Source organism: Dechloromonas sp. ZY10 (genome assembly GCF_041378895.1).
GTDB lineage: Bacteria > Pseudomonadota > Gammaproteobacteria > Burkholderiales > Rhodocyclaceae > Azonexus > Azonexus aquae.
In genome coordinates, this window is record NZ_CP144212.1 from 1,292,104 (window position 1) to 1,313,607 (window position 21,504).

At 60.6% G+C, this 21,504-nt stretch carries 21 protein-coding genes and 1 pseudogene; 11 read left to right on the forward strand and 11 right to left on the reverse strand.

What is annotated here, in order from left to right; genetic code table 11:
• Positions 1-16: 16 nt before the first annotated feature.
• Positions 17-658: a TetR/AcrR family transcriptional regulator gene (locus VX159_RS05880; RefSeq protein ID WP_371325044.1), complete on the reverse strand. Its 642-nt coding sequence runs from the start codon at positions 656-658 to the stop codon at positions 17-19.
• A 137-nt stretch (positions 659-795) separates the two neighbouring features.
• On the opposite strand from VX159_RS05880, the gene VX159_RS05885 reads away from it, so the two are divergent.
• The 4 genes from VX159_RS05885 to VX159_RS05900 are packed head-to-tail and all read left to right on the forward strand — an operon-like array spanning position 796 to position 5,001.
• Entirely contained in the window at positions 796-1,548 is a 753-nt protein-coding gene (locus tag VX159_RS05885) for an electron transfer flavoprotein subunit beta/FixA family protein (protein ID WP_371323631.1), read from the forward strand.
• A 12-nt stretch (positions 1,549-1,560) separates the two neighbouring features.
• Positions 1,561-2,493, forward strand: a complete 933-nt coding sequence (locus VX159_RS05890; RefSeq protein WP_371325045.1) for an electron transfer flavoprotein subunit alpha/FixB family protein — start codon at positions 1,561-1,563, stop codon at positions 2,491-2,493.
• 9 nt (positions 2,494-2,502) lie between these two features.
• A complete protein-coding gene (locus VX159_RS05895; protein WP_371325046.1) occupies positions 2,503-3,168 on the forward strand; it encodes an energy-coupling factor ABC transporter permease in 666 nt (221 codons plus the stop codon).
• 51 nt (positions 3,169-3,219) lie between these two features.
• Complete coding sequence (locus VX159_RS05900; RefSeq protein WP_371325047.1) at positions 3,220-5,001, forward strand: acyl-CoA dehydrogenase; 1,782 nt, start codon at positions 3,220-3,222, stop codon at positions 4,999-5,001.
• Between the two features lie 177 nt (positions 5,002-5,178).
• Here the strand turns inward: VX159_RS05900 and VX159_RS05905 are convergent, their stop codons facing one another.
• From VX159_RS05905 to VX159_RS05945, 9 genes are all read right to left on the reverse strand, one after another.
• Positions 5,179-5,865 (reverse strand): Crp/Fnr family transcriptional regulator, encoded by a 687-nt coding sequence (locus VX159_RS05905; RefSeq protein ID WP_371325048.1) that lies wholly within the window; start codon positions 5,863-5,865, stop codon positions 5,179-5,181.
• 144 nt (positions 5,866-6,009) lie between these two features.
• Positions 6,010-6,237 (reverse strand): zf-HC2 domain-containing protein, encoded by a 228-nt coding sequence (locus VX159_RS05910; protein ID WP_371325049.1) that lies wholly within the window; start codon positions 6,235-6,237, stop codon positions 6,010-6,012.
• Complete coding sequence (locus tag VX159_RS05915) at positions 6,234-6,824, reverse strand: sigma-70 family RNA polymerase sigma factor (protein ID WP_371325050.1); 591 nt, start codon at positions 6,822-6,824, stop codon at positions 6,234-6,236. Before VX159_RS05915 ends, VX159_RS05910 begins: the two co-directional genes overlap by 4 nt.
• A gap of 109 nt (positions 6,825-6,933) precedes the next feature.
• Positions 6,934-8,901, reverse strand: coding sequence for a putative bifunctional diguanylate cyclase/phosphodiesterase (locus VX159_RS05920; RefSeq protein WP_371325051.1), 1,968 nt, complete (start codon positions 8,899-8,901; stop codon positions 6,934-6,936).
• A gap of 7 nt (positions 8,902-8,908) precedes the next feature.
• On the reverse strand, positions 8,909-10,516 hold the full coding sequence (locus VX159_RS05925; RefSeq protein ID WP_371325052.1) for a methyl-accepting chemotaxis protein: 1,608 nt from the start codon (positions 10,514-10,516) through the stop codon (positions 8,909-8,911).
• A complete protein-coding gene (locus VX159_RS05930; RefSeq protein WP_371325053.1) occupies positions 10,513-11,031 on the reverse strand; it encodes a DoxX family protein in 519 nt (172 codons plus the stop codon). Before VX159_RS05930 ends, VX159_RS05925 begins: the two co-directional genes overlap by 4 nt.
• On the reverse strand, positions 11,028-11,783 hold the full coding sequence (locus tag VX159_RS05935; RefSeq protein ID WP_371325054.1) for a DUF2063 domain-containing protein: 756 nt from the start codon (positions 11,781-11,783) through the stop codon (positions 11,028-11,030). Before VX159_RS05935 ends, VX159_RS05930 begins: the two co-directional genes overlap by 4 nt.
• On the reverse strand, positions 11,780-12,691 hold the full coding sequence (locus tag VX159_RS05940) for a DUF692 domain-containing protein (RefSeq protein WP_371325055.1): 912 nt from the start codon (positions 12,689-12,691) through the stop codon (positions 11,780-11,782). The genes VX159_RS05935 and VX159_RS05940 overlap by 4 nt, the downstream gene beginning before the upstream one ends.
• On the reverse strand, positions 12,692-13,003 hold the full coding sequence (locus VX159_RS05945) for a hypothetical protein (RefSeq protein WP_371325056.1): 312 nt from the start codon (positions 13,001-13,003) through the stop codon (positions 12,692-12,694).
• Between the two features lie 214 nt (positions 13,004-13,217).
• On the opposite strand from VX159_RS05945, the gene VX159_RS05950 reads away from it, so the two are divergent.
• Positions 13,218-15,644, forward strand: a complete 2,427-nt coding sequence (locus VX159_RS05950) for a DNA internalization-related competence protein ComEC/Rec2 (RefSeq protein ID WP_371325057.1) — start codon at positions 13,218-13,220, stop codon at positions 15,642-15,644.
• A 325-nt stretch (positions 15,645-15,969) separates the two neighbouring features.
• Here the strand turns inward: VX159_RS05950 and VX159_RS05955 are convergent, their stop codons facing one another.
• Complete coding sequence (locus VX159_RS05955) at positions 15,970-16,275, reverse strand: toxin-antitoxin system HicB family antitoxin (RefSeq protein WP_371325058.1); 306 nt, start codon at positions 16,273-16,275, stop codon at positions 15,970-15,972.
• Positions 16,276-16,371: 96 nt separating this feature from the next.
• Between VX159_RS05955 and cysC the strand changes: the two genes are divergently transcribed.
• The 6 genes and pseudogenes from cysC to VX159_RS05985 form a co-directional block, all read left to right on the forward strand.
• Positions 16,372-16,896 (forward strand): adenylyl-sulfate kinase, encoded by a 525-nt coding sequence (cysC, locus tag VX159_RS05960; RefSeq protein WP_371325059.1) that lies wholly within the window; start codon positions 16,372-16,374, stop codon positions 16,894-16,896.
• Between the two features lie 186 nt (positions 16,897-17,082).
• Positions 17,083-17,796 carry a phage tail protein gene (locus VX159_RS05965; protein WP_371325060.1) on the forward strand — a complete coding sequence of 238 codons (714 nt, stop codon included), beginning with the start codon at positions 17,083-17,085 and terminating at the stop codon, positions 17,794-17,796.
• 95 nt (positions 17,797-17,891) lie between these two features.
• Positions 17,892-18,614 carry a phage tail protein gene (locus tag VX159_RS05970; protein WP_371325061.1) on the forward strand — a complete coding sequence of 241 codons (723 nt, stop codon included), beginning with the start codon at positions 17,892-17,894 and terminating at the stop codon, positions 18,612-18,614.
• An 81-nt stretch (positions 18,615-18,695) separates the two neighbouring features.
• Positions 18,696-19,418: a phage tail protein gene (locus VX159_RS05975; RefSeq protein WP_371325062.1), complete on the forward strand. Its 723-nt coding sequence runs from the start codon at positions 18,696-18,698 to the stop codon at positions 19,416-19,418.
• 75 nt (positions 19,419-19,493) lie between these two features.
• Entirely contained in the window at positions 19,494-20,339 is an 846-nt protein-coding gene (locus tag VX159_RS05980) for a sulfotransferase (RefSeq protein ID WP_371325063.1), read from the forward strand.
• A gap of 98 nt (positions 20,340-20,437) precedes the next feature.
• Positions 20,438-21,202: pseudogene (locus tag VX159_RS05985) on the forward strand (DUF4347 domain-containing protein); the annotation flags it as partial.
• Positions 21,203-21,504 lie beyond the last annotated feature (302 nt).

Here is a 21,504-nt window from a genome sequence, read left to right on the forward strand (position 1 = left end):
GTCGTTTGCATGCGTCCTAGTTGGCGACGATGCGTTCGGCGATTCGCCGCTTGAGCTCCGGCAGGTTGCTGTCGAACGTGTCGTAATGCATCAGCGACAGGCCAAAAACGCAGGCGTAGAGCAGCAGGCTGCGGCTTTTGGCGTCGGCGGCGCTCATCCCTTTGGCGATGAACAGGCGCTGGGTGCATTCGAGGCGGTAGAGATCGACCGCCTCGACCACAGCGGCAGCTTGCGCGTCGTGCCGGGCCCAGTCGCGCACGGCGAGTTCGATGGCCATCCCCTTGCGGTTGCGATTGGCGCCGTATACCTCGATCACATGGTGCAATTGTTCGATCTCGGCGCCGGGCAGGCCGGCGGTGGTTTTTTCGATATCGCGGATACGGCCCTCGCGCCAGCGTTCAAGCACTGCGTCGAGCAAGGCCTGACGGTCGCGGAAATGCCAGTAGAAACTGCCCTTGGTGACGCCGCAACGCTTGGCCAGTACTTCGACCCGCAAGCCGGCAATTCCGGCGCTGGCGAGCACGTCGATGGCGGCGTCCACCCAGCTTTCGGGGGCCAGTTGCAGGCGCGGCTTGGCGCTGCGCCGGAGACGTCCGGGAGCAGGGGCGGGGGCAGTTGCAGATTTTGCCGGAGGGACCTTGACAGCTTTCTTTTCCATACGCTACCGTATGCTTTTCCATACGACACAGTATGGTCATTGTGCGGCCCCTCGGAAAGTCTGTCAAACCCCGGTGGTTAGGTCGTTCAGGGCTGTGCCGGTCGTTTCCAATAGAACAGGCTGGAAGGAGCAGACTCGTGAAAATTCTCGTTCCCGTGAAGCGGGTGGTGGATTACAACGTCAAGGTTCGCGTCAAGGCGGACGGTTCGGGTGTGGATCTGGCGAACGTCAAGATGAGCATGAACCCGTTCGACGAAATCGCGGTGGAAGAGGCGGTGCGCCTCAAGGAAGCCGGCGTTGCCACGGAAGTGGTGGTCGTTTCCTGCGGCGTTGCCGCTTGCCAGGAAACCCTGCGCACGGCGATGGCGATCGGTGCCGATCGTGGCATCCTCGTCGATTGCGGCGATGTCGATCTGCAACCGCTGGCCGTGGCCAAGCTGCTCAAGGCCGTCTGCGCCAAGGAAGCGCCGCAACTGGTGATCTGCGGCAAGCAGGCCATCGACGACGACGCCAACCAGGTCGGTCAGATGCTGGCCGCGCTGCAAGGCTGGCCGCAAGCCACCTTCGCCTCCAAAGTCGTGTTGAACGGCAATAGCGCCCAAGTCACCCGCGAAATCGACGGCGGCCTGGAAACCCTGGAAATCAGCCTGCCGGCCGTGGTCTCGACCGACCTGCGCCTGAACGAGCCGCGCTACGCGACCCTGCCCAACATCATGAAGGCCAAGAAAAAGCCGCTGGACACGCTCAAGCCCGCCGACCTCGGCGTAGACGTCGCGCCGCGCCTGACCACGCTGAAAGTCGCCGAGCCGGCCAAGCGCTCGGCCGGCGTCAAGGTGGCTGACGTGGCCGAACTCGTCAGCAAGCTCAAGAACGAAGCCAAAGTGATCTAAGGGGACGCCACCATGACCATTCTCGTTATTGCCGAACACGACAACGCCAGCCTCAAGGCCGCGACCCTGAACACCGTCGCCGCTGCCCAGAAAATCGGTGGCGACATCCACGTGCTGGTCGCCGGTGCCAACTGCGCCGCCGCCGCCCAACAAGCCGCCGCCCTCGCCGGTGTTGCTGCCGTCAAGGTCGCTGATGCGGCTCAATACGCCGACCAGACTGCTGAAAACCTGACCGCGCTGGTGATTGCCAACGCCGCCGGCTACAGCCACATCCTGGCCCCGGCCACCACCTTCGGCAAGAACGTCGCGCCGCGCATCGCCGCGCTGCTCGACGTCGCCCAGATCTCCGAAATCGTCGGCGTCGAAGCCGCCGATACCTTCGTCCGCCCGATCTACGCCGGCAATGCGCTGGCCACGGTCAAGAGCGCCGACGCGGTCAAGGTGATCACCGTCCGTACCACCGCCTTCGACGCCGTCGCCACCGGTGGCGCGGCCGCCGTTGACGCCCTGGGCGCCGCCGCCGACACCGCGCAGAGCAAGCTGCTCGGCCGCGAACTGACCAAGTCCGAGCGTCCCGAACTGGGCGCCGCCAAGATCATCGTCTCCGGCGGTCGCGGCCTGGGCAGTGGCGAGAACTACCACAAGCTGCTCGAACCGCTCGCCGACAAGCTCGGCGCCGCGCTCGGCGCCAGCCGTGCCGCGGTCGATGCCGGCTTCGTGCCCAACGACTACCAGGTCGGCCAGACCGGCAAGATCGTCGCGCCGCAGGTCTATATCGCCGTTGGTATCTCCGGCGCGATCCAGCACCTGGCCGGGATGAAGGACTCCAAGGTGATCGTTGCGATCAACAAGGACCCGGAAGCGCCGATCTTCCAGATCGCCGACTACGGCCTGGTCGCCGACCTGTTCGAAGCCGTGCCGCAACTGACCGCAGCGGTCGGTTAAAATTGTCGGGTGAATCTTCCCGACACCCTGCTCGACCCGGCGTGGTACTGGACGGCATTCGCCGTCTGGGCCGCGCTGCTGGTGTACTGTCTCTGGCGGGCGCCTTGGCGGCGCCTGCAGGATTCCGAGTTGCTCAATGTCTGGCTCGGAATGATCGTATTGCTGACCCTGATCTGGAGCCTGCAGGCCGGCGTCAAACCCGGCCTGGCGCTGCATCTGCTTGGGGCGACGATATTTACCCTGTGCTTCGGTCCGGCCCTGGCTTTTGCCGGACTGTCGCTGGTCGCGCTCGGCGTGGCGCTCAACAGCGACAACGGCTGGCTGGCCTATCCACTCAATGCACTGCTGCTCGCTGGGGGCGGGGTTGTGCTCAGCCAGGCGCTGTACCGCCTGTTTGTCGCGCTATTGCCGCGACATTTTTTTGTTTTCATTTTCATCAACGGCTTTCTCGGTTCGGCGCTGACGGTAGTCGGCATCGGGCTGCTGGCCAACCTGCTGCTCGGGATTTCCGGGGCGTACGCCTGGGATTACCTGATGGAAGAATATTTGCCGTACTTTGTGCTCCTCGCATTTGCCGAGGCCTGGCTATCGGGTATGGTAATGACCTTGTTCGTGGTCTATCGCCCGCACTGGGTGGTGACTTTCGACGACCGGCAATATCTTGCCGGGAAGTGATTTGACGCAAAAAAGCAAGACCTACAACTAACCATAAAAGGAGTCCGAAACATGAGTGAATACGTAGCACCGCTGAAAGACATGCGTTTCGTGATGCAGGAACTGGCTGGCTTGGACCAGGTCGTGGCCCTGCCGGGTTGCGAGGAAGCCTCGCCCGACGTGGTCGATGCGATTCTCGAAGAAGCCGCCAAGTTCGCCAACGGCGTGCTGTCCCCGTTGAACCGCGTCGGCGATACCAACGGCGCCAAGTGGAAGGACACCGTCGTCACCACCACCCCGGGCTGGAAGGAAGCCTACGCCCAGTTCGTCGAAAACGGCTGGAACGGTCTGGGTTGCGATCCCGAGTTCGGCGGCCAGGGCTTGCCGCACATTGTCTCGACCGCCGTCAGCGAAATGTGGAAGTCGGCCAACCACGCCTTCTCGCTGTGCCCGATGTTGACCCAGGGCGCTATTGAAGCCCTGACCATCGCCGGTTCCGACGAGCAGAAGGCGGCTTACCTGCCGAACCTGATCTCGGGCGAATGGACCGGCACGATGAACCTGACCGAGCCCAACGCCGGTTCCGACCTGGCTGCCGTCAGCGCCCGTGCCGAGCCGGTTGGCGACGGTACCTACAAGGTCTTCGGCCAGAAGATTTTCATCACCTACGGCGAGCATGACATGGCCGACAACATCATTCACCTGGTGTTGGCCCGCACGCCGAATGCGCCGGCTGGCGTCAAGGGGATTTCCCTGTTCGTCGTACCCAAGTTCAATCTCAAGGCCGACGGCACCCCGGGTGACCGCAACGACGTTTACTGCGTGTCGATCGAGCACAAGCTCGGCATCCACGGCAGCCCGACCGCCGTGCTGGCTTTCGGCGACAACGGCGGTGCCATCGGCACCCTGGTCGGTGAAGAGAATCGCGGCCTCGAATACATGTTCATCATGATGAACGCGGCACGCTTCAACGTCGGTCTCGAAGGCCTGGGCGATGCCGAGCGCGCCTACCAGCGCGCCGTTGCCTATGCCCGCGACCGCGTGCAAGGCACCGAAGTCGGCGTCAAGGGCGGCCCCAAGGTCGCTATCCTCAAGCACCCGGACGTGCGCCGCATGCTGATGTCGATGCGTTCGCGGATCGAAGCGATGCGCGCCATCGCCTACGTCACTGCAGCCGCTCAGGACAACGCGCATTGCAACCCGGACAGCGCCGCCGCCGAGAAGGCCCGCGCCTTTGCCGACCTGATGATCCCGGTGGTCAAGGGCTGGAGCACCGAAAGCGCCATCGACATCGCCTCGATTGGCGTGCAGGTGCACGGCGGCATGGGCTTCATTGAGGAAACCGGTGCTGCCCAGCATCTGCGCGATGCCCGCATTACCGCGATCTACGAAGGTACGACGGCGATTCAGGCCAACGACCTGATCGGCCGCAAGATCGCCCGTGAAAACGGCGAAACGATCAAGACCGTGATCGCCGAGATGCGCGCTGCGACCGAAGCCCTGAACGGCGATCTGGCCGACATCGGTGCCCGCCAGCAGTCCGCCATCGACGCGCTCGACAAGTCCGTCGACTGGCTGCTTGCCACTTTCAAGGCCGATCCCAAGGCGGCGCACGCCGGTGCGGTGCCCTTCCTGCACCTGTTCAGCATCGTCGTTGGCGGCTGGCAGCTGGGCCGTGCGGCGGTGATCGCCCGTGCCAAGATCGCCGCTGGTGAGAACGATCCGTTCTGGGCTGCCAAGATCGCCACCACCCGCTTCTTCGCCGGTCACTTCCTGACCCAGGCTGGTGGCCTGGCCGACACCGTGGTTGCCGGTGCCGCCGGTGCCCTGGACATCGCTGACGAAGCGTTCTAAGCCAAAGCGCTGCGCAAACAGCCAGTAAAAAGCCGCCCCGGCTTAGTCCGGGGCGGCTTTTTTATATTGATTGAGGCGGTTCGTTGTCAGGTTGCGGCTATTCACGGTCGACGCCGGAAAAAAGGCAAATTCCGGCTGTGGATTGCGAGAGGGCTGTTGGCCTCGGGTTCCCGGGGTTCAGCCGGACAGGGCCTGCAGCATGCTGGTGCTGCGCGGTCCCAGGCGGCCGTTGATCCGGCTCATGATCGGGCTGACCGCAACGCGGGTGGCGCCAACCATGCGGGCGATTTCGGCATTGGTCAGGGCGCCGACCGGGTCGAGCCCGATGCTGCGGCAATGGCGGAGCAGGGCATGTACCCGGCCTTCCAGTGGGCCGCGCATCAGTTCAACCTGGCGTTCGACGTCGATCTGGCGTTCTGCCATCTTGCCGGCAACAGCGAAGGAAAAGGCCGGCGAGGATTGCATCAGGGAACTGAATTCATCGTTCGGGATGCGGATCAGTTCGCTGGTGGTCAGCGTGATTGCCGATGAACGTTCGCTGCCGCCCAACAAGGCTGCGGCTTCGCCGACCATGCTGCCCGGGCCGATCAGGGCGACCATCGCGTCGAGACGCGGACGCTGCCGCCGCTCGTTGCTGCCCTGCGGCATGCACGGACGGGCAACGCCCTCGCCACGCATGATCTTGACGTAGCCGCTGAGCAGGAAGCTGACCGCATTGGCGTCGTCGTTCTGGCGGATGAAGCAATAACCGGGATCCAGTGAAATCCAGCTGGCGCAGTTGAGCAGGCGGACGAGGCTGTTTTCGGGGAGAACGGCAAGTGGCGCAATCGCGCGCAAGGTGGTCAGCGTGGGGCGGCGTGACATGTGGGCGGGAACTTGTTAGTGATTGGTTACAAACATACCACAGCCCGCTGGTGGAGCATCCCTGCTCATATGAAACAGAGCAAAAAGTGATAGGTATGGTTTGTTGCGTTTTTGCCGAATTTGAATTTTCGGACGCCTGCCGGCCTATTTTCCAGCAGGGGGGGGCAGTGGCGGCAAATCGTCATCTGCGGCTTCTTCGAGGTTGTGGCGGTAGACTTGGCAGGCCTTGCGGAGCACGCGAATTTGCTCGCGGTAGTTGTCGCAGCCACGGCAGATGGTCAGGTGAACTTCCAGCCCGATGCGTTCGCCGACACCCAGCGCTCGGTCCAACTCTGCCGACATCAGTTGGGTAGCGTGTTTGCAGTCCATCATGAGGCCCTTTCGCCTGCCATCAGCCAGCCTTTTTCCAGGCAGCCACGCAAGGCTGCACGAGCGCGGTGCAGGATCACATGGCAGTTGCTGCCGCTGATCCCCAGCGTCGAGCAAATTTCTCCGGTGTCGAATTCAAGAAACTCGCGCATCATGAAGACGCGCGCAGTATTGGCCGGCAGGACCGTCAGGCAAGCATCGAAAACCGCCCAGAAATGCTTTTCCTGCAGCAGGGCTTCCGGATTGCCCCAGTCGCGGGGGGCCACGGCCGGGTGCCAATGCGCGTTTTCCTTGAACAGGATGTCAAATTGGCTATCCAGGCTTTCGCCTTCGCCGGCATAGGCCGAGATTGGCGTACTTCTTCCCTGCTGGCGCAGCAGATCGACGATCTTGTGCTTGAGAATCCCGAACACCCAACTCTTCAGCGCCGCCTGGCCGGCGAAGGTCTGTTCTCCGTGCAGCGCTGCGGTCAAGGCCTCCTGCACGGCATCCTCGGCCAGTTCGGCGTCGCGCAGTTGCAGACGGGCGAAGGCCAGCATGTCCTGGCGGACGGTACTGACGAAGCGGTTATCGATGGTGGCTGCAGACATGGGCAGGGGAGTGTGAGGGCATGATCCGATCAACGGCAGAATAGCAAAGCAGGCCACCGCAGTTGCTGAAGGGCGCAAAAACACATGGAAATTTGCGCTTTTGAATGGCTTATTGCAGAGCATTCGCGGTTGCGGTGCTACGGTTTGGCCTCGATGGGCAGGCCAGCCATGCTGCGTAGGCGGTAGGGGGTAGTGGGCGGGAAAATAGATAGCCTTGCAACAGGTCGCAGCCGAGAGCAGCAAGCATGGCCTGCTGTTCCGTTGTTTCCACCCCCTCGGCTACAACCTCCAGCCGGAGCTCCGCAGCCAGGGCGAGGATCAGGCGGACAATTGCCGGCTGGCTGAGGTGGTCGCGGATGAAGGACTGGTCGATTTTCAGTGTGTCGATGGGAAAACGCTGCAGATAGGCCAGCGATGAATAGCCGGTACCGAAATCGTCGATGGCCAGAGAGACCCCGAGTTGCTTGAGTTTGTGCATGGTGGCGATGACTTGGTCCGGGTCGTTGGCGGCGACGGCTTCGGTGATTTCGAGTTCGAGCATGGCTGGGGGAACGCCGTGATGTGCCAACGTGTTCGCCAGCCAGGCGGGAAAATCCGGCGCTTGGAATTGTTGGGCAGAGATATTTACCGCCAGTGGCAGCGCGGGTAGCCCCCCGTTGTGCCATTGTTTCCATTGGCGGCAGGCTTCTTCGACCACCCAGTTACCCAGCGGAATGATCAGGCCGCTTTCTTCGGCGACAGGAATGAACTCGCCGGGCGATACCCATTGTCCGGCGTGTCGCCAGCGAGCCAGCGCTTCGGCTCCCCGCAGTTCGCCAGCCGGCGTAAGCTTGGGCTGATAGTGCAAGCTCAGTTCCTGCTGCTGCAGGGCATGTCGCAAGGCGGTTTCCAGGGCCAGGCGGTGATCATTGGCCGCTGCCAGGCTGGAACTGAAAAATTGGCAATCGTCGCCGTTGACCGTGTGCTGCAAGGCAGCTTCGGCGTTGCGGATCAGACCGCCGGGGTCTTGACCGTCCTTCGGAAAGAGGGTGATGCCGATGCGCAGTTCGACCGTCAGGCGGCGGGCTTTGAGTTGCAGGGGGTAGTTTGCAATCTGGCGTAGCTGGTTGGCCAGCGTTGCGGCGGTGGCGGCGTCATACCCGGGCGCAAGCACTGCCAGTCGCTCGCCTTCGATGCGGAACAGCAACGGATCTTCACTGCTCCGGCCGAGTTCGTTGCGTAGCCACCGCGTGGTGGCCTGGAGCAGCGCATCGGCACTGGCCTGACCATGAATGCCGGCAAGGCGCGGGTAGGCCGGCAGACTGAGCAGCAGCAGGCAGCCATTACTCGTGGGGGGGAGATGCTGCAATGCGTATTCCAGGCTGCGCCGGTTGGGCAAGCCGGTCAGCTGGTCGAAATGCGCCTGCTGCTGCAGAGCCGACTGATCCTGTTGCCGGGCACGCAAGATACTCATTGCGATTCCGGCAACCAGCAGCATTCCCAGGCTGAATGCGATTTGCATCCAGGTCAGGCGGCCGACCTCGGCGAGCGCCGATTGGCTGGCTTCGGCAGTACTCAGCCGGATCGCTTCGTCCCAGGCCGCAAACATGACGGCCTGAGCATCGAGGCTGCGTTGGGCAGCTGCCAGATGGTCGCGCAAGGTATCCCAGTTGCGTCGCATTGGCCGTTGCATTTCGCGGTTGAAAATCTGCGTGTGCTGCAGCCAGTCGCTGGCATGCCGGCGATAAAGCTGTTGCTCCGAGTTTGGCAGGCCGAGGCCGATCAGGGCCGAGAGGCCGCGTTCCATTTGCTGCTCGATCTGTTGGTCGGCTGCCCGCCAGGCTTCGCCGTCGGTGGTGGCGTAGTAAAGATAGAGCTGGTTGCCGCGGGCTGCGAGTTGAGCCCGCAAATCGCTGATTGCCCGCAATTCGGGAATGCGTCGTTCGGCAAGCGTGGCCGACTGGGTGGCAACGGCGCGGCTGGCGGACAGATTCAGCCAGATCACGCTGGCGGCAAACAACAGCAGCAGTACAAAAGCCGCCAGCAGGCGGCGCATCGACAAAAGGGCGCGGGAAGGAGGAAGGAGGACGGAGTGCATGGGCCGGTCAGTAGACGAGTTGTGCCAGCTGCTGTTGGAGTTCGCGAGTATCGCTGGCTAGTTGCTGGGCGCTTTCGGCCAGCAGGCCGGCCAGTTGATCGACCTGGCGGGCGGTAGTGTCGACCCGTTCGGTGCGTTCCCCGATCTGATGCATGGCCTGCTGATGTTCGGCACCGGCATGGTCGATACGCCGGTTGAGATCGCGAATCTGTCCCATCGCGACCAGAATCGCCGCCAGCTGGTCTTGCGCTTGCAACGAGCGTTCGCCGCAGGCGGCGGCACCTTCCTTGCTGCGCCGCATGACCTCGGCGGTTTGCCGGGTGACGCTGCCTAGATGTGCGAGCAGCGCATCGATTTCGGTGGTTGAGGTATCGGCGGTGTTGGCCAGCTTGCGAACCTCATCGGCGACGACCGCGAAACCCCGGCCGGCTTCGCCGGCACGCGCAGCCTCGATTGCTGCATTGAGTGCCAGCATGTTGGTTTCCTGGGCAATGCTGCGAATCCGTTCGAGTACGCTGCCGACCTGGCGGGCATCGTCGTCGAGCCGTTCGACCAGATCGGCCGAGGTCAGGACTTCGGCCGAGAGCGTGGCAATGGCCAGGCGGGTCGCATCGACCGCCTCCGCCCCCGCCTCGCCGCAGTGCTCGGAATGTTCGGCTGCGCTCGAGGCCTGGGCGGTATCGCCGGCAATTTGCTCGACTTGTTCGGTGCCTGTCTGGATGGCGACCCGGATTCCCTGCAGTTCCACCAACTGGCGTCCGGCGCTAGCGCGAGCATCGGCGACCCGTTGCAGCAACTCCTCGGCGAAATGACTGAGGCGGCGGGTGGTGCTGTTGAAGGTGCGTGCTGCTTGCCGAAATGCTGTGAGCAATTCGTTGACTGCATGTGCGATCTGATCGGTTTCATCGCTGCCGCCACCGGGCAGGGTGGCGGTTAATTCACGCTCGGCGGCAATGCGCTGAATCTCCCGGCTCATCCGGCGCAAGGGCAGACTGATGCTGCGGTCGAGATAAAACAGGGCGACTGCAAAAACCAGCAAGGTTAGCCCGACCGCCAGGGCACCGCCCCAGATCAACTGGCGGGTGAGGTGGGCCGAATGATCTGCCTGGCTTTGCGACAATTGTGCCGCGTGGGCAACGGCCGCCTCCAGCTTCTCCTGTAGCTCGCCGGCCTGATGGCGAAAAGCCGCCAGCGCATCGCGGGCGGCGTCCCAGTCGATTGCCTGAGCGGTGAGCAGTTCGATGACCTGGCGTTGCTGTTGCAACAGTTGTGGCCAGGCGGTGTTCCAGTTCGCCAGCAAAGGGGCCAGTTCCGGTTGCCGGCGCAGTTTTTCGATCTGGCGGGCGACCTGTTCGTCGTTGCCTTGCAGCCAGCGTTGTAGCGGTTCTCCATCGGTTGTCGCATATAACTCGTAGAGTTGCGACTGCCTGGCCTCCAGGGCCTGCGACAGAGCATTGACGGCGAGCAGGCCGGGCAGGCGCTGTTCGGCGATCAAGCGGGTGGTATGCTCGATCTGCCGGCCGTTGGCCAGAGTCAGCAAGGCCGAGGCGATGGCGACGACGAGAAAGGCGCTGAAGGCGAGCGCAATGCGGGTGCGGATGCCGGCAAGTTTCATTCGGCCTCCAGCTTGCGCCGCAGCAGGTGGTCCAGCGAGAGTTTACCCGGACCTTGCAGCAGCAAGGGCAGCAGCATCCCGAGGAAAATCATCGGCAGCTTGAAGTTGCCATGGCCCTGGTCGGTAAAAACATACCCGCGCATCAATTCGCTCAGGCTGTGCCATTCTCCAGGCCAATGGACGGCGGCAATTGCGACCACGGTCAGCACGCCGAGTGTCAGCGCAAAGAAGCGGGTGCCGATACCGAGTACCAGAGCGATGCCGCCGATCAACTCGAACCAGGTGGCAAGTTGCCAGCTGAGCCATGCCGGCAACAGGTTGAAAGGAAAGGGAAACTGGTTCTGGATTTCGGCAAACCAGTTCTCACCGTGCAGTTTTTCCAGTCCGGATTCAAAAAAATCCCAGCCGAGCAGCAGGCGCAGGCTGAGCAGCGCCAGCCAGGGGGCGCCGTGATCAAGTTGGCGGAGCAAGGCCAGCGAGCATTGCGACAGGCATGGCCAGAGGTTGGGCTTCATATTGTGCGGGCTCCAATAATCACGCCTTGCTGTTGCAATTGCTGCAGCAATGTCCGGCCATGCTGCAGAAAGCGTTGGTGGTTGCCGGTGGCTTGTTGCTTGGCCAGTAGCAGCAAAGCCTGTTCGCCGCTGAGCGGTGCGCCGGCGAGCAGTTCCAGCAAGCGGGCGGAGAGGGCGTTGGTTTCGATGAATTGCACCCGCTCGTCGGCATCGCGATAGACCAGCAGATGGGTCAGGCGCGGCTTGCGTGGACGGTATTCGCGGCTGATTTCATGCACTGGCCAGGCGTAACTCAAATTGTGCAAGCTCGGGTTGAGGGCAACCGGAGACTCCCATGGGTCGGCGTCGGGTCGGAGAGCGGGGGCCGGGCTGGCGTCGGTATCGACCGCCAGCTCGACCCATTCATAGTGGGCGAGATCGGCCAGCCAGTGCGGTAGCGGCTGACGGATTTCGCCCTCGCGCAGATAGGTGACAAAGTTGCCGGGAATGTCGCGAAACCACGACGAGCGTTGTGGCCAGTCGCGATAGAAGCAGCGGCACAGGCGCGACCAGGCGCGTTCGCCGAGCAGGTCGCGGCCGACCGGAAAGCAGGCGTCGACAAAGCTGCGCAGGTTGTTGTAGAGCAGTTCGTTGTAGACACTCATGCCGCGCGCTGCAACGCCGGCCGGGCGCGGCGCGTGCCAGGGGTCGCGGACATGGCGGGCAAAGGCCTGCTGAAAACGCTGAAAATCGGGGTACAGGCTGTTCATCATGCCACCTTGCGCAAGCCTTGCGGTGCGGCAGCCTGGAGCCGGGCAATTTGCTCGACTTCCACGGTCAACGCCGCCAGATCGGGCATATTGAAATCGCGTTCGAGGCAGGTCGGTACGTCGCCACCGATCCGCTCGTAGGTCCCCGCCAGCAACTGCCACACCGGGTCGATCACCGCGCTGCCGTGGGTGTCGATGATCAGGCCGTCGGGCTCGGTGTAATGGCCGGCAACATGGACGTAGCAGGTGCGTTCAAGCGGCAGCGCGTCGATGAAGGCGAGGGCGTCGAAGCCGTGGTTGCGGCTATTGACGTACACATTGTTCACGTCGAGGTGGAGCAGGCAGTCGGCCTCGGCGAGGATGGCGCTGATGAACTCGGTTTCACTCATTTCGGCGCCGGGCGGCACCACATAGTAGGAGGCGTTCTCGATCCCGATCCGCATTCCGAGAATGTCTTGTGCCTGGCGGATGCGGGCGGCCGTCCACCGTACCGCATCGCCGGTCATCGGTACCGGCAGCAGGTCGTAGAGCTGGCCGTCGGCCGAGGTCCAGGCCAGATGCTCTGTATACAGGGCCATCCCGTGTTCGCGCATGAAGTCGCGGATGCGGCACAGCAATTCGCGATCCAGCGGGTCCGGGCCGCCCAGCGACAGCGACAGGCCGTGGCAGACAAAGGGGTGGCGTTCGGTAAACGCGCGCAACTGGCGCGCCGAGCGGCCGCCGATGCCAGCCCAGTTTTCCGGTGCCAGTTCAAAAAAATTGATGGCGGCGGGGACGCCGTGGCTCAGTTCGTCGAGCAATTCGCGGCGAAAACCCAGGCCGGCACCAAAAACGGAACGGGGAGGAAGCATGATCAGACTCTCGATGGCGGGGGCGGCGACGATGACGCGCCCCCCCCGGTGGCTGGACAATTATTTCTTGGCACCGCACTTGGCTTCGCCGCACTTGCCGTCGGCCTTCTTGTCAGCCGGCTTCTTGTCGCCGCCACACTTGGCCTCGCCGCACTTGCCGTCCTTCTTCTTGTCGGCGGCCTTCTTGTCGCCACCGCATTTGGCTTCGCCACACTTCCCGTCCTTTTGCTTGCTGTCAGCTTGCGCCAGTTGGTAGCCGGCTTCCAGCTTTTTGGCGGAGAACGGGGTGTCGCTGGCAGCCAGTGCCGGAGACAGCGAGGCAGCGGCCAAGGCGGAACCGAGGGCGAGGGAGGTCAGGGTTTGCTTTTTCATGATAGGACTCCATTGAGAGTGAGAGTTTTAAGCTGCAAAAACCCGGTTTTTTTCGGGCTTGCTGGTTAGTCGGAGCTGGCGGCTGATTTCTTACAAGGGCGGAGAGATTTTTTTCTGGCCATATCTCCGGCCAATATCCGACCGACTTTCTGCTGTTGCAGGCGCGATGGTGGCCGTGCTTGCCCGATTTGAATTCATTTGTCATTCTCTGGGCATGGTCCCGATCGTTCTTCCCGCGCTGGCGTTGACCTCCGGCATCTGCTTTTTGCAGATGTTGCCGGTCCTGCCGCCATGGCCCTGGCGGGGGCTGCTGGTCGCCGTGCTGCTGGGGCTGTTGTGCTTGGGCTGCTGCGGTTCCGGCCGCGCCGGCCAGCTTGTCCGGCTGCTGCTGGCGTGTGGGCTCGGCTTTGTCTGGGCGGGGTGGCAGGCCGCAGACCGACTGGCCGAACGGCTTGATCCGGTGTGGGAGGGGCGTGACCTGCAGGTGATTGGCGTGGTGGCAACACTGCCGCAATACAGTGAGCGTGGTCAGCGCTTCGAGTTTGTGCTGGAAAGCCGGTTGACCGTGGAAAACGATCGCCGCCAGGAAATTCCCGCCCGTCAGGCCGGGTTGCCGGCGCGCATCCTGCTCAGTCATTACTGGCGCGGAGGAATGGCGGCGGCCGGGGATGCTCCCGAGCCGATACCGTTGTTCCGGGCTGGCGAACGCTGGCAACTGAGCGTGCGGCTGAAACAGCCGCACGGCAATGCCAATCCCGGCAGCTTCGATTACGAAGCCTGGCTGTTCGAGCGTGGCCTGCGCGCTACCGGCTCTCTGCGTCCAGGGCCGGCAGTACGCCTGAGCGAACTGGTTGCCCAGCCTCGGTGGTGGCTCGAACGCTGGCGCGATAGCTTGCGGCAGCAGATGCTGGCCCAACTGCCTCCGGCCGACTATCCTGGCGCCGGCATTCTGGTCGCTCTGGCGATGGGCGATCAGCGTTCGATCGGCCCGGGTGAATGGCAGGTTTTTAGCCGTACCGGTACGACACATTTGATGAGTATTTCCGGTCTGCATGTAACCATGCTCGCGGCGCTCTGCGCAGCCCTGGTTACCGCCGGCTGGCGGCGCCATCCGGCACTGGTCCGTTGCTGGCCGGCGCAACAGGCCGGCTGGCTCGCCGCAGCGCTGGCCGGTTGCGGCTACGCTCTGCTCGCCGGTTTTGCCGTGCCGGCCCAGCGTACCGCGATGATGCTGCTGGTGGCCTGTCTGGCGGGTTTGCTGCAACGCCAGCCGGCACCATCACGTGTTTTGGCCCTGGCGCTGGTTGCCGTACTGCTCTACGACCCCTGGGCCGTACGTGCTCCCGGCTTCTGGTTGTCTTTTGGCGCGGTAGCGGCGCTGTTCTGGATCGCCCAGGCGCAGCCGGCCGGCAGCGGCTGGCGGCAACGCCTGCTGGGCTGGGGGCGCGTGCAGTGGGCGGCAACGCTGGCCTCGTTGCCGATCCTGCTGTTGCTGTTCCAGCAACTGTCGTTGGTTTCGCCGCTGGCCAATGCGCTGGCGATTCCGCTGGTCAGCTGGGCGATTGCCCCGCTGGCGCTGGCAGCAGCCTTGCTCGGCAGTTTGCCCGGCGGCGAAACTCTTGCCGCGATGACGCTGCAGTTGGCCCATCTACTGCTTGCCGGCCTGCTGCTGTTTCTCGCCTGGTGCGCCCAGGCACCACTCTGGCAGCCACCGGCTCCGCCCTGGCCGGTCGCATTGCTGGCCGGCGTAGGGGTGGCGATTGCGCTATTGCCGCGCGGCCTGCCCGGGCGTGGGCTCGGCCTTTGTTTGGTGCTACCTGCACTGTACTGGCCGGCACCGCGCCCGCAGCAAGGCAGCGTCTGGGTCGATTTTCTCGATGTCGGGCAGGGATTGGCGGTGGTTGTCCGTACCGCGCGGCATAACCTGGTGTATGACCCCGGCCCGCTTTACGGCCCGGCGGCCGATGCCGGCGAGCGGGTGCTGCTGCCGTTTTTGCGTTTTTCCGGCGTCGACCGTGTGCATCGCCTGGTAATCAGCCACCGCGACAGTGATCACGCTGGTGGCACGGCCTCGCTGCTTGCTGCCCTGCCGGTGGAGGAGGTGAGCAGTTCCTTCGCCTCCACCCCGTCCGAGCTTTGCCGTGGCGGCGAACGCTGGCAGTGGGATGGCGTTGATTTCGCCTTCCTGCATCCGCCGCCCGAGGCTTACACGGTCGACCGTGCCAAACCGGTAAAAAGCAATCACCTCTCCTGCGTCCTGCGCATTACTGCCGGCGGCCACCACCTGCTGCTCACCGGCGATATCGAAGCCGTCGACGAAGCGCGGCTGCTGGCGGTGGTACCGCACGAACTGCTCGCCGACGTCCTGCTGGTCCCGCACCACGGCTCGAAAACCTCGTCCTCTCCCGAATTCATCGCCGCCGTCGCACCGCTGCACGCCGTCTTCACCGTCGGCTACCGCAATCGCTTCGGCCATCCCCGGCCGGAAATCCTCGCCCGCTACACCGCCCACGGCACGCAAACCTGGCGCAGCGACCGCGACGGGATGGTCAGCATCGAACTGGGTCCCAGCGGGGCCAGGCTCAGTGCCTGGCGCGAGCAGCGGCAGGCTTACTGGCATAGGGTATTCGTTGGCCGGTAAGCCGCCAGCCGTCCTCTGCCTTCAGGGCGCTGCGGCACTAATCTTGCCAGGCTATTGCCCCTGCATTTTTGGGGCAGGTGCTGGCTAAAAACTGGTGTGATGGAGAGAGGGGGATGTAATTCAAATTTTTATTTTCATTGACTTTGGTCATAATTTCCCGGCATTATTTTTTGCCAATGGAATTTCTGTGTGGGTCGCCCCGGAACCTGTAGATGCTCGGGAGCCTTAAAAATAGGCAAAAGGAGAAGTCATGAGCAGCACGCATCAGCGAGAAAAATTCAAGGTTGAAGCAGTTAAACAGGTGACCGACCGGAGGCATCCCGCCTCAGAAGGCGTCAACTGGCTGGGCGTGTCGTTGCCGACGCTGTATGAGTGGCTCAAGCGCTATAGCCTGCCAGAGGCCAAGCAAAGTGACTTCAACTGTGTTCAGCACCCGCAATGCCAGTCTTCGTTCAGCATTGCTTTCGCCACGGGCAGCACGAATCTCAAAACGGGTTGTGGCGTCGAATTCGGACAGCATCAGAGTGGCCATTTCGTAGATCAGGCGATTGAGCGGTGTGCCTCGGCTTTTGGCAAGTGCGTTCAATCGTTGATGCTTCTCATCGGATAGGCGAACAGTGAGCACACCCATGTTGAATCTCCTTCAAAAAATCTTCGGGTGGAGCAACTCCGAAGTCTGCAAAGGCTCCCCCACGAAAGTACTGCTCATCAGCGCCTCTGCAAATAAATGAAAACTACCCCCAAAACTTGGTGGCTTACCGGCCTACCCGCAGCAGGCAAAACCACACTGGCCACCCGGCTGTGCAAAGAACTGCGCCAACGGGGTCACCCTGCCTGCCTGCTGGATGGCGATGAAGTCCGCCAAGGCCTGTCTAAAGACCTGGGTTTCTCGATGAATGATCGGGAAGAAAACATGCGCCGTGTCGCCGAAATGGCACGGCTGCTGAATAACTCTGGCATTCATGCAGTAATAGCACTGGTTTCCCCTTCGATTGCAGGGCGTAGCACAGCAAAGCAAATCATCGGTGCTGATAACTTCATCGAAATTTACGTGGCAACGCCGCTGGAAATATGTCGGGAAAGAGACCCCAAGAACCTATACATCAAAGCCCTCGCCAGCAAAGGGATGGAAATGACCGGCGTTGACTCTCCATATGAACCGCCAATCAATCCCAATTTCACTGTTCTTGGGGTAGGCGATGAAGAAATTCATGTACTAACCAGGGAGTTTTTCTACTCTGCTGATTTATAAAAAGAACCTCAATAAAGCACCCAAACAACATACGCCTTTAGTCATGCGCCAAGATAAATCAACCTGACAAACTAATTGCGATATTTAATGGTATTTGCATAAAAAGAAAGTCATTGTGCCAAGGGGGATGCAGAAGGAATAATGACCCGGCGGTTCTTCTGAATCTACAAATTAAGAGGATTGAAAATGGTAAATAAACTTATTCGACACACGCGTCAGGCGGCTATGGTCGCTGGCTTCATGGCTATTGGTGGGTTAGTACAGGAAGCTCAAGCTTGTCCGACGACTCCATTCGTTGGAACCGTTTGCACCACCTCCATTAACTACTGCCCCGAGGGTTACCTTGAAGCTAAGGGGCAGGCCGTTTCGATCAGTAACTATGAAGTGCTTTATGCCGTTATTGGTGCCACCTACGGTGGCACGGCTACTACATTTAACTTGCCCGACATTCAAAGCCGTGCAGTTGTTGGCATTGGCTCATCGCCAAGCGCTCCCTCAGTGGTTCAAGGGGGAATATACGGACGAGAAGCCGTAAGCTTTACGTCTGCTGAACTGCCTGCTCACAGCCATACAAGCAGCTATACGCAAACAGCGACTGGCACCCCCCAAGGTACTGTTTCCGTTTCAATCTCCAGTGCCACTGGGACAACAGATACCCCAAGTGCCAATGCCAATTATTTGTCAAATTCCACCAATGTCACGGTTGCTGGCGGTAAGGCTGCGGTTTACGCCTCCACCCCCACACAAACAATCGCCTTGGGTGGCGTCACCGTTTCCGGCTCTGTAGGCACGGTGACAGTGGGGGGGGTTGGTGCTAGCACGCCCATTTCCATTGTCCCCCCACAACTTGGGTTAAGACAGTGCATTGCCTATCAGGGTATTTATCCTGTGCGTCCATAAATTCCAGTCCAGCCTTAGACCGTAGATATTGCGTGGCCCAACAAACAAAGGTCATGCCATTCAAATGAAACAGTCGTAATGACCGGAGAAATGTAATGATGAAGTCTTCGAAGAAAATCCTTGCTGTCAGCCGCCAAACGCTACTCGCAATCTGCGCAACAGCAGGAACTCACGCTGCCCTTGCCTGTGACGGTGATGGGGAATATATCGGCTCTATCTGCGTCACTGCTGCCGGCTATTGCCCCCAGGGCTATTTAGAGCCAAATGGTCAGAGCCTCCCAATCAACGGCAATCAAGCCTTGTTCGCTGTTATTGGCATTGCCTTTGGTGGCGACGGCAGGACCAACTTCAATTTGCCCAACCTACAGACGCGCACCCCCGTCGGCACCAATCCCAATACGTCAAATGGCCTGAACATCGTCAACTTGGCGCAGCAACGGGGAGCAGCCACTGTGACCCTCACCCAAGCTAACCTGCCCCTGCACTCCCATCCTGCAAATTACAACCCCAATGCAGTTCCCAACAGCCTGACAGTCAGCATCCCAGTGTCCGCATATAGTGCTGCCACTACGGTCACGCCCACTACGACGTATAACCGCTTATCAGCCTCCACCACCGGTCCGAACGATGCCTATATTTGGTCCGGCACCATGGCCGAGGTTGCTACTGTTGGTGGGGTTACCCTCAACGCGGCAAATAACAATGCCAATATCCCGGTATCCACCTCAGGTATGGGACAGCCCTACGCTAACTTGGCACCTGAAATTGGCTTGCGTTATTGCATTGCTAACGTGGGTATTTTCCCCCCCCGGAATTAATGCCTAACGGTTCATCTCTGCCATAAATTGGCCACACGAACCCAATAATTGTCTGTTTGCATTTTCCATTTGGAGAATCTAATGAATACTCGGTCGATTCGCGTACACCAACTGATCCAGCGTAGTCTGGGACTGTTGGCCTGCACCCTCTCTATTTCTGCTTTTGCTTGTCCCAGCGATGCCCTAACGGGGACGATCTGCCCTACCGCCGCCAATTACTGCCCCGTTGATGGCAACGGTTACACGATTGCTGATGGGCGACCACTCGATATTCGCCAATATCCCGCCTTGTTCTCACTCATCGGTTATATCTACGGCGGTAGCCAAAATACCTTCTATCTGCCCGACCTCCGTGGCCGGACTCCCGTTGGCGTAGGGCAAGGTGCAGGCTTGTCCCCCGTTGCCTTGGGCGAAAAACGCGGTGCTGAAACCACCCCCATGACTATGTCCAATATGGCGTTCCACAACCATACTGCTACCTTCCAGCCCACTGGCTTGTCCGTTACAGTGCCCGTGTCTACTACCCCGAGTGCCCCGGTACCTGTAACGACACCAGACACCACCCATAACTATTTATCTGCTGCTCCTACAACTGGCCCAACAGGTGCCGGTATTTGGACAAATAGCACCACGCAAATTGCCACGGTAGGAAAGGTAACCACTTCTGTCAGTGGGGTAGCAGGTAATATTGCCCTTGGTACAGCGGGCACGCAAACCCCCACCCCGGTTCCTACACTGCCTCCCCAATTGGGTTTGACCTACTGTATTGCTACCTACGGCAGCTATCCCCCTAATCCAAACTAACGGACATTTGTTAGGCAATGGCCGCATTGGCAACATGGCGGTCATTATTACTTCTTGACCTAGCCCACATTGGCCATGACGAGTCACGCATCTATTTTTCACTTCATCTCCGGCCTGCCACGTTCCGGTAGCACGCTTTTATCTGCCCTGCTGCGACAGAATCCTCGATTCCATGCCTCCATGACCAGCGGTCTTGGCGCCTTGGTCAACGGCGTCACCCAAATGATGAGTCCGGGCTCCGAAGTAGCGCTCACCATGGCGGGCGAACAACGGCAAGACATACTGTCCGGCTTGTTCCACAGTTACTACCAACACCTGCAAGACAAGCCCGTTATCTTTGACACCAACCGCATGTGGACATCCCGCATGCCCTTGCTCAAAGCCCTCCACCCCAAGGCCAAGGTCATTGCCTGTGTGCGGGACATTCCTTGGGTCATGGATAGCCTGGAACGCCGGGTGCGGGAAAACCCCTACCACTTCACCCGCCTGTTCGGCCCCATGAATCAGGGCACCGTCTATAGCCGCGTTGAAGCCCTGATGGGCCACGAAGCCCTGGTAGGCCGCGCCTGGAGCGGCCTCAAAGAAGCTTTTTACGGTGACGAAGCCGACGCCCTGCTGGTGGTGGAATACGAATACCTTTCCCGCATGCCGGAAAAAGTGCTCAGACTGATCTACGACTTTATCGGCGAGCCCTGGTTTGAAGGTCACGATTTTGAAAATGTGGAATTCGACGCCCCCGAGTTTGACGAAGCCTTAGGCGTTTCCGGCCTGCACAAGGTGCGCCCCAAGGTGGAGTTTCAATCCCGCCGCAGCATTTTGCCCCCCGACCTGTTCAAGAAGTTTGAAGGCATGGATTTTTGGCGAGAAATGGCGGGTAGCAAAGCATTTGTCATTGCAGGTAAGCGAGAGGAAGGTCGTTGAATTGCATTGGCATTATTCTATTTGCATTAATATTGGCAATTAAATCCTTGAATTGCGCCTACCCTGAATAACCCCGCCCCCCCTAAGCGAGGCAAACCATGAACCACCAATACCGCAGCATCTGGAACGAACTCACCCAAACCTTTGTTGCCGATGCAGAAAATGTGCAACCAATAGGAAAAAGCAGCCAATCAGAGGCCGCAGGGTCGCCAGAGCAAGCCGCCCAGCCCCGTACAGCCCGGGCCTGGATGGCATTGGAACAACGGTTCATGTTTGATGGCGCAGCAGCGGCCGACGCCGCCCACGCCCTGCCCGAAGTAGTGGCCCCGGTCCAAATTCGCGCCGCTGACCCCAGCCTGAACCAGGGTAAAAAAGAGGTGGTGTTTGTGGACACCGCCGTCGCCGACTACAAAACCCTGGAAGCGGGCATCAAAGAGGGGGTGGAAATTGTCGAAATTGCCGCCAATCAGTCCGGCCTAGCGCAAATTGCCCAATGGGCCAAAACCCACGAAGGCTACGACAGCATTCAAATCCTTAGCCACGGTTCCACCGGTACCCTGAATCTGGGGACCGATGGCCTTAACAATGCCCAATTGTCCGACACCACCGTCAAAACCGAGTTAGCCCTCTTGGGTCATGCCCTCAAGGCTGACGGTGACTTGATGATTTACGGCTGCGATATTGGTCAGGGGGATGCAGGCCAACACTTCGTTACCGACTTAGCCCTGGCAACAGGGGCCGATGTGGCAGCTTCGTCAGATACAACGGGTGCCGCTAGCAAAGGTGGAGATTGGACCTTAGAAGTTCAGCAGGGTGATATTCAAAGCGCAATTCCCATCACGTCAAACGCCCTAAATAGCTATTCCGGAGTGCTATCGGCATATTCAGGAACCTTAGGTTTCAACGCATACGGCTACGGACCAGGAAGCGGATCTGGGAGTGACTACACTGTTGCAGTTGATAGCACCTACACCTTTAAGGCAGATGGACATTTGTCAGGTTTTTATACCCGAGTTGCAGATAGATCGGGTACCGCCTCTGTCGGGGCTTCCGCGCTCCGGAGTTATGGCGGCACAGAAGACCTTATAACATTTAGCTTTACCAAGACAGTTGGTGGAACGGCCACAACTTTTGCCCCCCAGTACATATGGCTCTTTTCTCAAGA

Bases quoted from the DNA above. Each gene is read 5' to 3' on its own strand.
- VX159_RS05930 (WP_371325053.1), bottom strand. From the start codon at position 11,031: ATGAAGCCCAACCTCTGGCCATGCCTGTCGCAATGCTCGCTGGCCTTG.
- VX159_RS05955 (WP_371325058.1), bottom strand. From the start codon at position 16,275: ATGGGTGTGCTCACTGTTCGCCTATCCGATGAGAAGCATCAACGATTG.
- VX159_RS05900 (WP_371325047.1), top strand. From the start codon at position 3,220: ATGAGTGAATACGTAGCACCGCTGAAAGACATGCGTTTCGTGATGCAG.
- VX159_RS05880 (WP_371325044.1), bottom strand. From the start codon at position 658: ATGGAAAAGAAAGCTGTCAAGGTCCCTCCGGCAAAATCTGCAACTGCC.
- VX159_RS05905 (WP_371325048.1), bottom strand. From the start codon at position 5,865: ATGTCACGCCGCCCCACGCTGACCACCTTGCGCGCGATTGCGCCACTT.
- VX159_RS05910 (WP_371325049.1), bottom strand. From the start codon at position 6,237: ATGATGGACTGCAAACACGCTACCCAACTGATGTCGGCAGAGTTGGAC.
- VX159_RS05975 (WP_371325062.1), top strand. From the start codon at position 18,696: ATGAATACTCGGTCGATTCGCGTACACCAACTGATCCAGCGTAGTCTG.
- VX159_RS05965 (WP_371325060.1), top strand. From the start codon at position 17,083: ATGGTAAATAAACTTATTCGACACACGCGTCAGGCGGCTATGGTCGCT.
- cysC (WP_371325059.1), top strand. From the start codon at position 16,372: ATGAAAACTACCCCCAAAACTTGGTGGCTTACCGGCCTACCCGCAGCA.
- VX159_RS05890 (WP_371325045.1), top strand. From the start codon at position 1,561: ATGACCATTCTCGTTATTGCCGAACACGACAACGCCAGCCTCAAGGCC.
- VX159_RS05925 (WP_371325052.1), bottom strand. From the start codon at position 10,516: ATGAAACTTGCCGGCATCCGCACCCGCATTGCGCTCGCCTTCAGCGCC.
- VX159_RS05935 (WP_371325054.1), bottom strand. From the start codon at position 11,783: ATGATGAACAGCCTGTACCCCGATTTTCAGCGTTTTCAGCAGGCCTTT.
- VX159_RS05970 (WP_371325061.1), top strand. From the start codon at position 17,892: ATGATGAAGTCTTCGAAGAAAATCCTTGCTGTCAGCCGCCAAACGCTA.
- VX159_RS05915 (WP_371325050.1), bottom strand. From the start codon at position 6,824: ATGTCTGCAGCCACCATCGATAACCGCTTCGTCAGTACCGTCCGCCAG.
- VX159_RS05945 (WP_371325056.1), bottom strand. From the start codon at position 13,003: ATGAAAAAGCAAACCCTGACCTCCCTCGCCCTCGGTTCCGCCTTGGCC.
- VX159_RS05980 (WP_371325063.1), top strand. From the start codon at position 19,494: ATGACGAGTCACGCATCTATTTTTCACTTCATCTCCGGCCTGCCACGT.
- VX159_RS05950 (WP_371325057.1), top strand. From the start codon at position 13,218: ATGGTCCCGATCGTTCTTCCCGCGCTGGCGTTGACCTCCGGCATCTGC.
- VX159_RS05920 (WP_371325051.1), bottom strand. From the start codon at position 8,901: ATGCACTCCGTCCTCCTTCCTCCTTCCCGCGCCCTTTTGTCGATGCGC.